Raw genomic sequence first — 15,782 nt, forward strand, 5'->3', positions numbered from 1 at the left:
CATCAATCCATCACGTATCCGTAGGACCCGGAAAAGTCCTGACGGGCGACCTCGCCTGCACCGCCGCTCCGCGGGGCGTTGGCGGCAGAAACACGGCCGAACAGGAACAAGTCCTTTTCCGACGGCGGCTGAATGCGATCCGTGGGCAGCGCCAACGCCTCGCCGCGGGTCGGTGTGACCAGATGCGGTGTGACGATGATGACCAGCTCCGTTTGCTGGCGGGAATATTCGGCAGACCGGAACAATGCGCCCAGAACCGGGATGTCACCCAGCCACGGCACCTGACCGTTCAGATCGGTGAAATCGTCCGACAACAGACCCGCGATGGCAAAGCTTTCGCCGTCACGCATTTCCACCGTGGTGGATGTTTCACGCCGGCGGAATGCGTCGACGGTGAAACCGTTGGACGTAAACCCATTGGATGGATCGATCGAGGAGACGGCCGCGATCAGTTCTAGATTGATGATGTCGCCATCAACCACCCGTGGGGTAAAGTTCAGTTCCACACCAAAGGGTTTGAATTCGACGGCGATCTGGCCGCCTTCCTGCGCCACGGGAACGGGGTATTCGCCACCAGCGAGGAACTTTGCCTCTTGGCCGGACAATGCGGTCAGGTTGGGTTCGGCCAGCGTGCGCACGACGCCGCGACTCTCGAGTGCTTCGAGCAGGATGCCGACTTCGACTCCGCCAGCGTTGAACCCGAACAGAAACGCACCGTTGTTGGCATTGCTGGCAGGAGTGGACCCGGTGAACGTGTTCTGGACCGCTGCATTGCCGACCAGTGAACCGGTTCCGCCGGACAGACCCAGATCACCGCCCAGCGATGTGCCCTGTGCTGCGATAGAGGACGACAGCGACTTGGAAACCGACCGCTGCATCTCGGCGAAACGGACTTTCAGCATGACTTGCTGGGTGCCGCCGACGCTCATCAGGTTGGACACCCGCTCTGGCGCGTAACGTTCGGCCAGTTCCAGTGCGCGATCCAGACGCGCGATCGAGCTGACCGTGCCGGACAGCACGATGCCGTTGTTGGCGGTGCGCACTTCGATTGGCTCGCCCGGCAGGATCTGTTCCAGCCGTTCTTTGAATTCTGCAATATCAGGGGTGACCTGCACCTCGACGTTGCTGATCAGGCGTCCATCGACACCCAGAATCGTCATCGTCGTGCGGCCGGGCTCTTTGCCCAGCAAATAGATCGTGCGGTCCGACAGCGACAGGATGTCGGCGATGCCTGGGTTCGCAATAGAGAGTTCGGTAAAGGGCTCGTCGCTTTCGACCACGATGGCGCGGTTCATGGGGACGGCCAGCGCGCTGGACGGCGCACCACGCAAGACACGCAGGTTTTGCGCATCAGCCACGTCCGGAACGTGTACCAAAGATAGGGAAAGGCACGCAAAAACGGCCTTGATCGTCGTTTTGTAGCTCATTGTGACCTGCCTCTCGGATCACGACCAGCGGAAATTATTTTCCGTCATTACGACCATCTATGACGGACGGTCGCTAATATTGCAAGAATCAATGACTTGCCTTGCGAACCTGATGTGGGCTGTGGGCAACAGCGGGACAAACTGTCCTGCGTAAAAAGGCGTCTGGCCGCCCCGTGAGGGACGGCCAGACGACAAGGATCAGTTCGAGCAGGCGATTTCGGTCTGGACGGCTTCGGTGCCGCGGCGCACGGTCGTGAAACACCGTTCCGGGGCTGCAACGGGTGCCGGGGCTGCGACAGGTGCCTCGACGACCTGGACCTCTTCCTCTGGCGGTTCAGGCAGGAAAATGGCCTGATCGCCGATGGGGACTGACGATTCCTCGTTGCCCTTGCCAACCAATGCCAGGCTCAATCGGCCTTCGGATTGTGCCTGCGCTAGGCGGGCCACGTCCGAGGGGATGACTTCGACTGTCACCGTGCTTGGGATTGATGTCCGGGACCGGTTTCTGTCAGTGCTTTGGTCCACGGCGATCAGACGGATCGAGCTGCCGATCAGGTGGGTTTCCTCCGCACTGTTGCGGCCTGCCACGCGTCCTGTCCAATAGACATCAACGCGGTCGTTGGGGCGCAGGAAACCGGATACTGCGGTCGATGCGTCAACGCGGATCGTGAATGCACGCATCAGCGGGTTCAATTCCTGCGTGATGCTGGCAATCTGACCGGGCTCGGTGGTGTCGGTCATCAAAATGACTTCGTTGGCCTCGATCGGGCGGATCAGACTGCGCACGACCTCCGGGCCTTCGGGGAACAGGTCCGTGATTTCGGTGAATGTGCCTTCTGGCAGATATTCGGTCGCATATTTCACATAGACCACGTCATCCGCAGTCAGGGGATCACCGAACGAAAGCGACTTGTTTGCGGCCAGCACATTGACGGTCTCGATGACCTGTGCGGCGCGCGCTCGCTCTTCTTGCAGTGCGACCTGCTGGTCGCTCATGTATCCGCGGACCATAAAGACGGCAAAGCCTGCCAGTCCCATGCCCAGGATCAGAACCAATCCGAAAACTACACGCATTGCCTTGCCTCTCGTTTATTGGTGATCGAAAACAGTTCGATCGTTCTTGCCGTTATTCGGCGACCGTCAGGGAACTTGAGATTTCCGTCGTCAGGTCACCTGCGCCGCCTGCCACTGCCAACGCGGCAGCGATCGGCAGCAATACAATCGCGGCGGTCAATACGACCCAGTCGACTGTCACCGCACCGTCTTCGTCATTCAAAAAATTCATGTTGCCTACTCTCGCTTATATTGAACCTGCATGATGCGACAAAGTGGCATGAGCATGTCCTCGCGGGGGTATTGTTGTTTCAAACCGATGGGATTGTGGTGAAACGCAGACCTCCAAGTAGACAAAGGGCCGCGCCGAAACGGCGCGGCCCCAGGGAACCAGGTCGTGGAATGACCCGTTCAGGCGTCGCTTAGCCTTCTTCGCCGCCAGCGCCGAACGTGATGTCGGGAACGGTGGTGGTGGACAGCTCGGTTGCGATGTTGTCGGCCATTGCGTTTGCACCGCCAGCGACCTTTGCGCCGACTGCCACACCCAGAACAACGATACCTGCGGTCAGAACGACCCAGTCAACCGTCACTGCACCGTCTTCGTCGTTGTAGAAAGCTTTGATAAAGTTCATCATTTTGTAGTCCCTCCTCAGGGGTTTAGCTGGTTTGCATCCCTTGCCGGATCTTAGCGCGCCGGCCTCTTCTTGGCCCGCTCCCCGTCTTGGATGAACACTTATAGCCGTCGGAATGCGTCATCATTTGGACCTGTCTGGTGCTTTTTCAGGCCGCCTAAAAAAACCGCACGAAAATTATCTAAGCTACTGATAATGTTGAAAATAAAAATGTATAATACCTTTATAAACTCCGACTTTACGTGACATATTGCGACCAATTTGCCGCGCTCGTGGCGGACTGTTTCGCCACCGGTATCAATCAGCCGCAAAAAATGGTTCAGTTCGACAAAACAGATGCACCAAACGCATCGGCGGGCAGGACAATGTTATGATGAACGTGACGCGACTTTGCGGGGCGGCGGCCTTTGCGGCAGTTCTGTCGGCACCCGTGTGCGCGCAGGATCGACTGCAACCGGACTTTACCTTCAAACGTGTGGGCCTGCCCGAGGCAGGTGCACGGCGTCTGACCATTCAGATCGATCCCAGCGCACCCTCTGCGACAACATTCCCAAAATCGCAGGCCCAGCCAGAGGATATCGTGGCCGGGGTCGCGCTGCCGCGGCCGTCCGGGCTTGACTGGTTCTGGTCAACGGTGTCGCCTGATCGTGCGGATACAGGGCCCGGCCGTCTGCAAGAAGCCCTACGCGTGATGGCGGATCCACCCCAGGGTGCCGCAGTGCCCGAACCGCGGCTGGAAACGCTCAACGATATTGCCCGCGTGCACGGGATCGACATCATCCGTGCCACGGTCGGCACAAAGGTGTCGCCCGCTCTGGTGCTGGCCCTCATCTCGGTCGAGAGTGGTGGCCGCCCGGATGCCGTCAGCCGGGCAGGGGCCCAAGGTCTGATGCAGCTCATGCCGGACACTGCCGCCCGGTTCAAGGTCTCCAACAGCCTGTCACCGGCGGACAATATCCGGGGCGGTGTGGCCTATCTGGATTGGTTGATGGGCCATTTCGACAGTGACCCCATTCTGGTCCTCGCAGGCTACAACGCCGGCGAGGGGTCGGTCCGGGACGCCAATGGCGTCCCGCCCTTTCCTGAAACCCGTGGCTACGTGCCAAAGGTGCTGGCCGCGTTCAACGTTGCCCGCAACCTGTGCCTGACCCCGCCAGAGCTGGTCAGCGACGGTTGCGTGTTCGCGGTGAACACCTCTAGCTGATCAGTTGATGATCGTGGCCTCGGTTGCGGCGCGCAACTCTTGCTCGGTCACGCCATCGGCACATTCGATGATCTTCAGACCGCCGTCGACCACGTCGAACACGCCCAGGTTGGTGATCACCCGGTCCACGACACCCGCACCCGTCAGGGGCAGGGTGCAGGCCTTCAGCAGTTTGGACTCACCCTTCTTGTTCTGGTGATCCATGACGACGACGACACGTTTGACACCCGCAACCAGGTCCATCGCGCCGCCCATGCCCTTGACCAGCTTGCCCGGGATCATCCAGTTCGCCAGATCGCCGTTTTCGGCCACCTCCATGGCTCCCAGGATCGCACAGGCGATCTTGCCGCCCCGGATCATGCCGAAACTGGTGGCGCTGTCGAAATAGGACGTGCGGTCCAGTTCGGTGATCGTCTGCTTGCCCGCGTTGATGACGTCTGCGTCCTCTTCACCTTCGAACGGAAACGCCCCCATCCCCAGCATTCCGTTTTCGGATTGCAGGGTGATATCCTTGTCGCCGGTATAGTTTGCCACCAGCGTCGGAATCCCGATGCCAAGGTTCACATACATCCCGTCTTCCAGTTCCTCTGCCGCACGCGCGGCCATCTGATTGCGATCCCAGGGCATTATGCGGACTCCTTTTTGCGCGTAGTGCGCTGTTCGATACGCTTTTCGTGCGTGCCTTGCACAATACGGTGCACATAGACGCCGGGCAGATGGATGTGATCAGGGTCCAGCGATCCGCGCGGCACGATTTCCTCGACCTCTGCGACGCAGACCTTGCCGCACATCGCGGCGGGGACGTTGAAATTGCGTGCCGTCTTGCGGAAAATCAGGTTGCCTGTGTCATCGGCCTTCCACGCCTTGACGATGGCCAGATCGGCGACGATCCCGCGCTCCATGATATAGGTTTCGCCGTCGAAATCCTTGTGGTCCTTGCCTTCGGCAATCTGGGTGCCGACACCGGTTTTCGTATAGAAACCGGGGATACCCGCGCCACCGGCGCGCATCCGTTCGGCCAGCGTGCCTTGCGGATTGAATTCGACCTCCAGTTCCCCCTCGAGGTACTGGCGCATGAATTCGGCATTTTCACCGACATAGGACGACATCATTTTGCGCACCTGTTTGGTCTGCAACAGGATGCCGATCCCGAAATCATCGACGCCCGCGTTGTTGGACGCAAATGTCAGACCCTTTGTGCCGGCGTCGCGGATCGCGGCCAGCAGCAGTTCGGGAATCCCGCACAGGCCAAATCCACCAGCGGCGATGAGCATGTCATCGAACAAGAGCCCATCAAGGGCCTCGCGCGCAGAGCTATAGACTTTCTTCATGGATCCCTCCGGCAAACCAGTTTGCAAGAAACTGGCGCGGGGGCGCCCAAGTGTCAACGTGATGCTGTTGACGCGTGGTCTCCGCGCAAACAAATAATGCCCGCATCCCCGCCCCGGCATCGCAGGGCGGGTGCGTTATGATCCAGCCTAGTCGGCGGATTTCTTGGCGGGTGTTTTCTTTTTCGCGGCAGGCTTCTTGGCGGCGGCCTTCTTGGCCGGTGCCTTTTTCGGCACGGCCTTTTTCTTGGTGACCTTCTTGCCGGATTTGGCCGCGCGTTCGTCGATCAGGTCGACCGCCTGCGCCATGGTCAGATCGGCCGGTTCAACCGTATCGGGGATCGTGGCGTTGATCTTTTCCCATTTGACATAGGGGCCATATTTGCCGTCGTAGATATTGACCGCGCCGCCTGCCTCCGGGTGTTCGCCCAGCTCGCGGATCGGCACGGCAGCCTTGCCGCGCCCGCCACGGCTGGCGACCTTTTCGGCCAACAGCTGCACCGCACGGTTCATGCCGACGGTCCAGACGTCCTCCAGGTCTTCCAGGTTGGCATTCGTGCCGCCCTTGTGCGACGTCGTGTCGGCATGTTTGATATAGGGGCCATATCGCCCGATGTTTGCCCAGACGTTCACACCATCCTCGGGGTGCGTGCCTATCAGGCGCGGCAGGGCAAGCAGGCGCACGCCTTCTTCCAGCGTCAGCGCCTCTGGTTCCCATGCGGCCGGTACGGACTGGCGCGGTGGTTTCGGCGTCTCCTCGGTTGCAGCACCACGCTGCACATAGGGGCCGAAACGCCCCTTGAAGATGCGGATCTCGTCGCCCTGATCCTCGCCCAGCAGCTTGCCGTCGGGGGGAATGGCACTGGCCTCTGCCTCGGGGTCGGGCGGACCAAAGGGGCGCGTGTATCGGCATTCGGGATATTGCGAACAGCCGATGAATGCGCCGCCAGACCGCGCGGTACGCATGGACAGCCGCCCTTCGCCGCAGTTGGGGCACAGACGCGGATCGCTGCCGTCCTCGGTCGGGGGGAACAGATGCGGTTCCAGCACCTCGTTGATCTTGTCCAGCACCTCGCCGATGCGCAGATCGGCGGTTTCCGCGATGGCGGCCGAAAAATCGCGCCAGAACCGTTCCAATACCTTTTTATAGTCGGCATCGCCCGCGCTGACCGCATCCAGCTGGTTTTCCAGATCGGCGGTAAAGTCGTATTCGACATAGCGGTGAAAGTAGTTCGACAGGAACGCCGTTACCAGCCGCCCCTTGTCCTGCGGGATCAGGCGATTGCGGTCTTTTTCGACATAGCCGCGATCCTGAATGGTGGTCACGATGCTGGCATAGGTTGACGGACGGCCAATGCCCAACTCTTCCATGCGCTTGACCAGCGTCGCCTCGGTATAGCGGGGCGGCGGCTGGGTGAAATGCTGCTCGCTGTCGACCGACTGCTTGGCGGTTTTCTCGCCCTGATCGATCTGCGGCAGACGTTTGTCGTCTTCGTCCGGGGTGTCGTCGCGGCCTTCTTCGTAGACGCGCAGAAAACCGTCAAACATCATGACCTGACCGTTGGCGCGCAACCCGACCTGACCGTCCGCGCTGCCGATTTCCACGACCGTGCGTTCCAGACGTGCAGCCGCCATCTGGCTGGCCAGCGTCCGTTTCCAGATCAGATCGTACAGCTTGCGCTGGTCGGCATCCGCGATCTTGGCGTCATCGACACTGACCATCATGTCGGTCGGGCGGACACATTCATGCGCTTCTTGCGCGTTCTTGGCCTTGTTCTTGTAGATGCGGGCCTCGGCGGGCACGTATTCCTTGCCGAATTTCGCGCTGATGGCCTCACGCGCGCCGGTCACGGCCTCGGGGGCCATGTCGATGCCATCGGTCCGCATGTAGGTGATCAGACCGGCCTCATACAACCGCTGCGCCACGCTCATGCAATGTTTCGCGCCCATGCCGAACTTGCGGCTGGCCTCTTGTTGCAGGGTCGAGGTCATGAAGGGCGGGCTGGGATTGCGGGTCGCGGGTTTTGCCTCGACCGATTGCACGGTCAGGTCGCGGCTGTTGACCGCCTGGACGGCCATTTCGGCCTGCGTTGCATCGGCCAGATCGAACTTGTCCAGCTTCTTGCCTGCCAGGGTCGTCAATCGCGCCTCAAAGGATTGGCCGCGCGCGTTCGTCAGCACGGCCTTGACCGTCCAGAACTCGCGGTTCTTGAACGCCTCGATCTCCATCTCGCGCTCGACGATCAGGCGCAGCGTGACCGACTGCACACGACCCGCTGATTTCGCACCGGGCAGCTTGCGCCACAGGACGGGCGACAGGTTGAATCCCACCAGATAGTCCAGCGCACGCCGCGCCAGATAGGCCTCGACCAGTGGCGCATCCACACGGCGCGGATTCTTCATCGCCTCGGTGACGGCTGTTTTCGTGATCGCGTTGAAAACCACGCGCGACGCGCTCTGGATTTTCAGGCCGCGTTTGTTGTTCAATTCCTGTTCAAGGTGCCAGCTGATCGCCTCGCCCTCGCGGTCGGGGTCGGTGGCAAGGATCAGGTTGGGGTCATTTTTCAGCGCGTCGACGATCGCCTTGATGTGTTTTTTCGAGTCGCTCGCGACTTCCCAGATCATGTCGAAATCGTTGTCAGGGTCGACTGAACCGTTCTTGGGCGGCAAGTCGCGGATGTGTCCGTAGGACGCCAGCACAGTGTAGTCACTGCCCAGATACTTGTTGATTGTCTTGGCTTTGGCGGGGGATTCGACAACGACGACGGGCATGGGAATCCTTAATATTCGGACGATATGGCTATGACCGCGCAACATGTGGCGGTTGATCAAAGGATGTCAATGCAGCTTGTCGATATCGCACGGGGCGCGTGATCACGATGTTTTTGACGTTTGATCCATGATCGGTGGTGCACGCCGTGCCGCGATTCGTCATCGCGCACCCCGGCGGTTGGTCATGGCGAACGGGCTGCGGCAGGCGTTCGGTCAGGCGATACGCGACAGCAGACCGCCGGGTTGACGCATGATCTTGCCGTCCAGTTCCAGATCGACCAACGCGGGTGCAACCTGCATCGGTTTGGCTGACAGATCGCGGATCAGTTGATCCTCGGCCATGGGCGACGGGCCCAGCCGCGCGAGGATCTGTTCGTGCAGCCGTGCAGCACTGGCCAGATCGCGGGCCGGCGGTGCGGTGGGGACATGCGTCATCACTTCGCAACGGCTGTCTGTCGGGATTGCGGACGGTCCGTTCGCGTTGTCCGCCAGGGCGCGCAATGGCGCAGGTGCCGCAACTGGACCCAGCGCCTCCAGGATATCGTGAACTGAACGCACCAGAGTGGCACCGTCGCGGATCAGCATGTTACAGCCCGCTGCCCGCGCATCAAGGGGATGCCCTGGCACCGCCAGCACGTCGCGGTGCTGGTCCAGCGCATTGCGTGCCGTGATCAGGCTGCCCGATTTTGCCGCGGCTTCGACCACGACAACCGCGCGGGACAGCCCGGCGATGATCCGGTTACGGGCTGGAAAATGCCGTGCCTGCGGTTGCAGACCCATCGGCATTTCGGACAGTCGCAGCCCACGGTCGGCAATGGCATGCGCCAGTTCCGCGTTTTCTGACGGATAGATCACATCGACACCGCCCGCCTGCACCGCAACGGTTCCGCCATCCAGCGCGGCCAGATGCGCTGCCGCATCGACCCCGCGAGCCAGGCCCGACACCACCACATAGCCTGCCTCGGTCAGGTCGGCAGCCAGTTTGCGGGCCATGCGCGTGCCCAGTGACGACGCATTCCGGGCACCCACCAAGGCGATCATCGGGCGCGCCAGCAGGGCCGGATTTCCCAGCGTCCACAGCAGCGGCGGTGCATCCGCCATATCGGCGAGCGCCGCCGGATAGTCGGGATCGTCCGTCGCAATCAACCGCGCACCTGCCGCCCGGGCCGCGCGCAATTCTGCGCTGATGACGGCAGCAGGGCAGATCCGGTAATCAGACACGCCTGCGGCCTGCGCCAGATCAGGCAGCGCCAGCAGCGCGTCAGCGGCGGTGCCGTGTTCCGCCATCAGTCGGTGATAGGTCGCGGGTCCCACCCTGCGGGATCGCAACAGACGAAGCCGGTCAAACAGGTCGCCATCCGACGGGGGGATGCAAGGTGTCTGCGGGGTGTCGGCCAAAGTCATGCGTGCCTCGTCTGCTGCAAGACACAGGCTAGAATCGAACTCTTAACCGCAGATGAACGGCTGACGGATTTTAGGCGGACCCGCCGACGGTCAAGCCGCCGATCATCAGGCTGGGCTGGCCCACGCCCACGGGGACCCACTGTCCGGCCTTGCCGCAATTCCCGATTCCGGGGTCCAGTGCCAGATCATTGCCGATCGCGCGGATCTGTTTCAGCGCTGTCGCGCCGTCACCGATCAGCGTGGCACCTTTGACCGGCGCGCCGATCCGCCCGTCTCTGACTCGGTAGGCCTCGGTGCAGGAAAACACGAACTTGCCGTTGGTGATATCGACCTGCCCGCCACCGAAACCCACGGCATAAATCCCGTCCTTGAGGTCGCGCACCATGTCTTGAGGGTCGGCATTACCCGCAAGCATATAGGTATTCGTCATGCGCGGCATTGGCGCGTGGGCATAGCTTTCGCGGCGACCGTTGCCGGTCGGTTCCACACCCATCAGGCGCGCGTTCTGGCGGTCCTGCATGTAGCCGACCAGCACACCGTCCTCGATCAGCACATTCTTGGCGCTGGGCGTGCCTTCGTCATCGACGGTGATCGACCCGCGGCGGTCGGGTATCGTGCCGTCGTCCAGCACGGTCACGCCCTTGGCCGCGATCTGCTGGCCCATCAATCCGGCAAAGGCACTAGACCCCTTGCGGTTGAAGTCACCCTCCAGCCCGTGACCGATCGCCTCGTGCAGCAGGATGCCGGGCCAACCCGGTCCCAAGACCACGTCCAACACGCCAGCGGGGGCCGGTTCCGCCTGAAGGTTGATCAACGCGATGCGCAGCGCCTCGCGGGCAATGCCCTGCCAATGGTCCCGGTCGATCAGGCCCAGCAGCGATGCGCGACCGCCGCCGCCCATGCCACCCGATTCCCGTCGTCCGTCCTGTTCGACGATGACGCCGATGTTGATCCGGCTCATCGGGCGGGTGTCGGTGACCAGCACGCCGTCGGGGCGCAGGATCGCGACCTCTTGCAACGACGCCCCGAGAGAGACGGTCGCCTGAACGACGCGCGGGTCCAGATCGCGACAAAAGGCGTCGATTTCGCGCAGCAGGTCGATTTTCGCGGGAAACGTCGCCTCGCTGACCGGATCGACATCACTGTACAACCGCTCGTTCGTGCCCTTTGGTCCGGCGGCAAGCGTGCCGCCACCGTCACCCACGGCCAGCCGCGCCGTTGACACGGCACGCCCCAGCGCGTGTTCGTCGATGGTCGTGGAATGCGCGTAACCTGCGGTTTCGCCGCGCACGGCGCGCAGTCCGAACCCTTCGGCAGCATCAAAGCTGGCGGTTTTCACATGACCATCATCCAGCACCAGACTCTCGGACCGGCGGCGTTCGATGAACAGTTCTCCGTCATCGGCCCCCCGGACCGCCTCTTGCAGATGAGAAAGCGCCGTGTCCCGGTCCAGATGTGTCTCGAACGGGCGGAATGGGGCGTCTGACATCGGGCTCTCCGGTAGGGGCGCGGTCGGATGGGCGTCCGATTGCCGCAAGCTGGGTTCTTGAGTTGTCCGTCAAGATATGGGACACGGTGCCAAAGTTACAACGGGATTCCGTCTCGCCACGGATCGGATCGCGCAGGGCGCGGACAACGAAGGGAAGCGAAAATGGGTTTGAGCAACGTCGCCAAAACCGGATGGGCCACACTGGGTCTGATGATGGCCGGCAGCATGGCTACGGCACAGGATGTCAGCCAGGATCTGCCGGTGATCGGCGCACCCGAACAAGGGGGTATGGGCTTTCAGGCGGCTGCGACATCCATCGCGCGTGACGTGCACTGGCTGGACAACCTGCTGTTGGTCATCATTACCGTCATCACCCTGTTCGTCACGGGTCTGCTTGCCTGGGTCGCGATCAAGTACAATCACAAGTCCAACCCGACACCCGCACGGTTCACCCACAACAGCCCGCTGGAAATCGCATGGACTGTCGTGCCGATCGTGATTCTGGTCTTTATCGGTGCATTCAGCCTGCCGGTCCTGTTCAACCAGCAGGAAATCCCCGAGGGCGACATCACGATCAAGGTGACGGGCTACCAGTGGTACTGGGGCTACGAATACGTCGATGACGGCGTGTCCTTTGAATCCTTCATGCTGGCCGAGGACGAACTGGCCGACTACGGCTATGACGAAAGCCTGTATCGCCTCGCCACCGACCAGCCGGTCGTGATTCCCGTGGGTGCAACCATCGTGATGCAGCTGACGGGTGCTGACGTGATCCACTCGTGGACCATCCCCGCATTCGGGGTCAAGCAGGACACCGTGCCGGGTCGCCTCGCGCAACTGTGGTTCGCCGCCGAAGAAGAAGGCGTGTATTTCGGCCAGTGTTCCGAGCTTTGCGGCAAGGACCACGCCTTCATGCCCATTACCGTCAAGGTCGTGAGTGAAGAGGCCTACGCCGACTGGCTGGAAGAGGCCAAGGTCCAGAACCCCGCCTGATCCGACGCGCGGGCCAGCCCCGCGACGGCACATACCGCAAGATCTGAACGGCCTTGCCCCCGCTGGCAGGGCCGCTCTTTGATGAATGATTGGAAGGCACGACCATGTCCGACATGAGCCTGCACGAAACAGTCGCAGAAACCGAGTACGAGGCGCAGATGGGCGATTATTTCGCCCTGCTCAAACCGCGTGTCATGTCGCTGGTAGTCTTTACCGCGCTGGTCGGTCTGATCGTGGCACCCGTCGGCGTGCATCCGTTCATCGGTTTCGTCGCGATCCTGTGCATTGCTGTCGGGGCAGGGGCGTCCGGCGCGCTGAACATGTGGTGGGATGCCGATATCGACGCACGCATGCGCCGCACGGCCAAGCGTCCCATCCCCGATGGCCGGGTAAAGCCGGGCGAGGCGCTGGGCATCGGCATGGCGCTGTCGGGATTTTCCATCGTGCTTCTGGCACTCGCGACCAATTTCGTAGCGGCAGGGCTGCTTGCGTTCACGATCTTTTTCTACGCGGTCGTCTATTCGATGTGGCTGAAACGCGCGACGCCGCAGAACATCGTGATCGGCGGGGCCGCGGGGTCCTTTCCTCCGATGATCGGCTGGGCTGTGGCGACAGGCGGTGTCGGGATCGAGTCAATTCTGATGTTCGCGCTGATCTTTATGTGGACGCCGCCGCATTTCTGGGCGCTCGCCCTGTTCGTGAAAACCGACTACGGGGATGCGGGCGTGCCCATGCTGACCGAAACCCACGGTCGCCGCAGCACACGCAACCATGTGCTGGCCTATTGCCTGCCGCTGGTCGCCGTGGCCATCGGGCTTGGCTTCACGTCCATCGGCGGCTGGGTCTACCTGACGGTCGCCGTCTTCTTCAACGCCTGGTTCCTCAAGGGCTGCTACGACATCTGGCACCGAGACGAGGCGCAGGCCGAGGCCGACAAGTACAAGGTCGAGATCCAGACCTTCAAGGTCTCGCTCTACTACCTGTTTGCGCATTTTGGTGCGCTTTTGATTGAGGCCGCGCTGCGGTCAGGAGGGCTGTAATGGCTTTACGTGTCGAACATGAACTGCATAACCGCCGCCGCGGTCGCAACACTGGCGTGGGCCTGCTTTTGATCGGGTTTCTGGCCATTGTCTTTGGTCTGACCATCACCAAGGTCCTGCAACTGGGCGACGCCCGCAAGTTTGAGACATTTGACCACGTGGCGCGTCCCCAGATTATCCCTCAAGATGAGGTCGAAACAGGAGGGACCAACTGATGCTATTTCCGAAACTTCAGGGACCGAACCGGACCGTTGCACAACTGGTCAGCGTCGTGGTGCTGATGGGCGGTCTGGCATGGGCATCGGTGCCGTTCTACGACTGGTTCTGTCGGGTCACGGGCTTTGGCGGGGCCACCAACGTCGCCGAGGCCGGGTCCGACATGATTCTCGACCAGACGATCACCGTGCGGTTCGATTCCAGCCTTGACCGCGACATGCCTTGGACGTTCAAACCTGTCGAACGCGAAATGACCCTGCGCATCGGCGAAACCGGTCTGGCCTTTTACGAGGCGCACAACCCGACCGACCGGCCCGTGGCCGGGCAGGCCGCCTATAACGTCACCCCCTACGAGGCAGGCGGCTTTTTCGACAAGATCGAATGCTTTTGTTTCACCGAACAAGTGCTGCAACCGGGTGAAACGGTCCTGATGCCCGTCAGCTTCTTTGTGGACCCGGCCATCGTGAACGATCGCGACGCGAAATTCGTGCACACCATCACGCTGGGCTATACCTTTTATGAAATCGAGGATTTCGAGCCGATCGAACAGGCCGCGATTGATCCTCAAAGCTTGACCACACCGTCGGTCACCGCCATAGACAACGACTAACGACAGCCGCAGGGAACGCTCAAATGGCCCACGAAAAAGACCACGACTATCACATTCTTCCGCCCTCCGTCTGGCCGTTCCTCGGTGCGGTCGGCGCGTTCATCATGCTGTTCGGCGCTGTCCTTTGGATGCCGAAACAGGGCGGTGGCCCCTGGATGTTCCTCGTCGGTCTGGCGATCGTGCTCTACGTCATGTGGGGCTGGTGGGGCGACGTCATCAAGGAAAGCCTTGTTGGCGATCACACCCCTGTTGTCCGCATCGGTCTGCGCTACGGCTTCATCATGTTCATCATGTCCGAAGTCATGTTCTTTGCCGCGTGGTTCTGGTCGTTCTTCAAGAACGCCATGTACCCGATGGGCCCTGACAGCCCCGCCGTTGACGGTGTCTGGCCGCCGGTGGGAATTGAAACATTCGATCCCTGGCATCTGCCGCTGATCAACACGCTGATCCTGCTGTGTTCGGGCGCTGCCGCGACATGGGCGCACCACGCGCTGGTCCACGAGGACAACCGCGAGGACGTGAAATACGGTCTGATCCTCGCCGTCGTGCTGGGTGTGATCTTTACCTTCTTCCAAGCCTACGAGTACAGCCACGCCGCATTCGGCCTCGCCGGCAACGTCTATGGCGCGAACTTCTTCATGGCGACGGGTTTCCACGGTGCGCACGTCATCATCGGCACGATCTTCCTAGCTGTCTGCCTGATCCGCGTCTACAAGGGCCACTTTACCGCCGAAAAGCACGTAGGCTTCGAGGCTGCTGCCTGGTACTGGCACTTTGTCGACGTGGTCTGGCTGTTCCTCTTTGCCGCCGTCTACGTCTGGGGCGGCTGACACTCTGTATCTTGACGACGCAAGGGCGGCCCTCGGGTCGCCCTTTTGCGTCAGACCCTTCACCCCTCCGGTCAAACAGGCTAAGGCTGCGCGACTGCAACAACTGGTGATCCGCGTGCGCAAACTGATCTTTCCGATCCTGCTGGCCCTGTCCGGGACGGCCATCCTGATCAGCCTTGGCGTCTGGCAGATCCAGCGTCTGCAATGGAAAACCGCAATCCTCGCGCAGATCGAAACGGAAATCGCGGCGCCGCCTGTTGCTATCCCTGCCACCCCTGATCCGGCCGCCGACCGCTATCTGCCCGTGACAGCGACCGGCACCCTGACCGGCGACGTTCTGCACGTCCTCGTCAGCACCGAGGAAAACGGCGCAGGCTACCGCACCGTCAGTGCCTTCGAAACGGACGGGCGGCGCGTGCTGCTGGACCTTGGTTTCGTTGGTTTTGGCGACCGGGACATCGCGCTGCCCGCGGGCGAAATCACCGTCACCGGCAACCTGTTGTGGCCGGACGAGGTTGACGGTTTTACCCCGGATCCCGAACCCACTGGCCTGTGGTTTGCCCGCGATGCGGACGCCATGTCCGCCACCCTCGGGACAGAACCGTTTTTCATCGTGGCCCGCGACATCCAGCCGGGCAGCCCGACCGTCCCCATGCCCGTCGGCACCAGTGGCATCCCGAACGACCACCTGTCCTATGCGGTGACGTGGTTTTTGCTGGCCCTCGGCTGGCTGGCCATGTCGGGCCTTTTCATTTTCCGCACGCTGCGACCCAAGGAGCACTGA

General features: G+C 61.5%; 16 protein-coding genes. 7 read left to right on the plus strand and 9 right to left on the minus strand.

Translation table 11 applies throughout. The features are described from left to right. Positions 1–2: 2 nt before the first annotated feature. The 4 genes from BMX27_RS04020 to BMX27_RS04030 all read right to left on the minus strand — a co-directional run bounded on the left by BMX27_RS04020 (position 3) and on the right by BMX27_RS04030 (position 3,115). On the minus strand, positions 3–1,427 hold the full coding sequence (locus BMX27_RS04020; protein WP_090158561.1) for a type II and III secretion system protein family protein: 1,425 nt from the start codon (positions 1,425–1,427) through the stop codon (positions 3–5). A gap of 198 nt (positions 1,428–1,625) precedes the next feature. Next, positions 1,626–2,501, minus strand: coding sequence for a Flp pilus assembly protein CpaB (cpaB, locus tag BMX27_RS04025; RefSeq protein WP_090158562.1), 876 nt, complete (start codon positions 2,499–2,501; stop codon positions 1,626–1,628). A gap of 52 nt (positions 2,502–2,553) precedes the next feature. Further along, positions 2,554–2,712 (minus strand): hypothetical protein, encoded by a 159-nt coding sequence (locus BMX27_RS16795; RefSeq protein WP_177172638.1) that lies wholly within the window; start codon positions 2,710–2,712, stop codon positions 2,554–2,556. Between the two features lie 190 nt (positions 2,713–2,902). Then, on the minus strand, positions 2,903–3,115 hold the full coding sequence (locus BMX27_RS04030; RefSeq protein ID WP_056032922.1) for a Flp family type IVb pilin: 213 nt from the start codon (positions 3,113–3,115) through the stop codon (positions 2,903–2,905). A 370-nt stretch (positions 3,116–3,485) separates the two neighbouring features. Here BMX27_RS04030 and BMX27_RS04035 point away from each other — a divergent pair, with 370 nt between their 5' ends. Next, positions 3,486–4,316, plus strand: coding sequence for a lytic transglycosylase domain-containing protein (locus tag BMX27_RS04035; RefSeq protein WP_090158746.1), 831 nt, complete (start codon positions 3,486–3,488; stop codon positions 4,314–4,316). Here BMX27_RS04035 and BMX27_RS04040 read toward each other — a convergent pair whose 3' ends face one another. The 5 genes from BMX27_RS04040 to tldD all read right to left on the minus strand — a co-directional run bounded on the left by BMX27_RS04040 (position 4,317) and on the right by tldD (position 11,309). After that, complete coding sequence (locus tag BMX27_RS04040; protein ID WP_090158563.1) at positions 4,317–4,943, minus strand: 3-oxoacid CoA-transferase subunit B; 627 nt, start codon at positions 4,941–4,943, stop codon at positions 4,317–4,319. After that, a complete protein-coding gene (locus BMX27_RS04045; RefSeq protein ID WP_090158564.1) occupies positions 4,943–5,647 on the minus strand; it encodes a CoA transferase subunit A in 705 nt (234 codons plus the stop codon). Before BMX27_RS04045 ends, BMX27_RS04040 begins: the two co-directional genes overlap by 1 nt. 147 nt (positions 5,648–5,794) lie before the next feature. Next, positions 5,795–8,416 carry a type I DNA topoisomerase gene (gene topA, locus BMX27_RS04050; RefSeq protein ID WP_090158565.1) on the minus strand — a complete coding sequence of 874 codons (2,622 nt, stop codon included), beginning with the start codon at positions 8,414–8,416 and terminating at the stop codon, positions 5,795–5,797. A gap of 213 nt (positions 8,417–8,629) precedes the next feature. Continuing rightward, positions 8,630–9,820 (minus strand): DNA-processing protein DprA, encoded by a 1,191-nt coding sequence (gene dprA, locus BMX27_RS04055; RefSeq protein WP_177172639.1) that lies wholly within the window; start codon positions 9,818–9,820, stop codon positions 8,630–8,632. Positions 9,821–9,890: 70 nt separating this feature from the next. After that, a complete protein-coding gene (gene tldD, locus BMX27_RS04060) occupies positions 9,891–11,309 on the minus strand; it encodes a metalloprotease TldD (protein ID WP_090158566.1) in 1,419 nt (472 codons plus the stop codon). 162 nt (positions 11,310–11,471) lie between these two features. Between tldD and coxB the strand changes: the two genes are divergently transcribed. The 6 genes from coxB to BMX27_RS04090 all read left to right on the plus strand — a co-directional run bounded on the left by coxB (position 11,472) and on the right by BMX27_RS04090 (position 15,782). Next, positions 11,472–12,302, plus strand: a complete 831-nt coding sequence (coxB, locus tag BMX27_RS04065; protein ID WP_090158567.1) for a cytochrome c oxidase subunit II — start codon at positions 11,472–11,474, stop codon at positions 12,300–12,302. Between the two features lie 104 nt (positions 12,303–12,406). Further along, positions 12,407–13,342 (plus strand): heme o synthase, encoded by a 936-nt coding sequence (gene cyoE, locus BMX27_RS04070; protein WP_090158568.1) that lies wholly within the window; start codon positions 12,407–12,409, stop codon positions 13,340–13,342. Next, a complete protein-coding gene (locus BMX27_RS04075; RefSeq protein ID WP_090158569.1) occupies positions 13,342–13,557 on the plus strand; it encodes a hypothetical protein in 216 nt (71 codons plus the stop codon). Before cyoE ends, BMX27_RS04075 begins: the two co-directional genes overlap by 1 nt. Next, positions 13,557–14,168, plus strand: a complete 612-nt coding sequence (locus BMX27_RS04080) for a cytochrome c oxidase assembly protein (RefSeq protein ID WP_090158570.1) — start codon at positions 13,557–13,559, stop codon at positions 14,166–14,168. Before BMX27_RS04075 ends, BMX27_RS04080 begins: the two co-directional genes overlap by 1 nt. Positions 14,169–14,191: 23 nt before the next feature. Further along, positions 14,192–14,998 carry a cytochrome c oxidase subunit 3 gene (locus BMX27_RS04085; RefSeq protein WP_090158571.1) on the plus strand — a complete coding sequence of 269 codons (807 nt, stop codon included), beginning with the start codon at positions 14,192–14,194 and terminating at the stop codon, positions 14,996–14,998. Positions 14,999–15,113: 115 nt separating this feature from the next. Next, positions 15,114–15,782 (plus strand): SURF1 family protein, encoded by a 669-nt coding sequence (locus BMX27_RS04090; protein WP_090158748.1) that lies wholly within the window; start codon positions 15,114–15,116, stop codon positions 15,780–15,782.

The sequence above is a fragment of the Loktanella sp. DSM 29012 genome, assembly GCF_900110705.1.
GTDB lineage: Bacteria > Pseudomonadota > Alphaproteobacteria > Rhodobacterales > Rhodobacteraceae > Loktanella > Loktanella gaetbuli.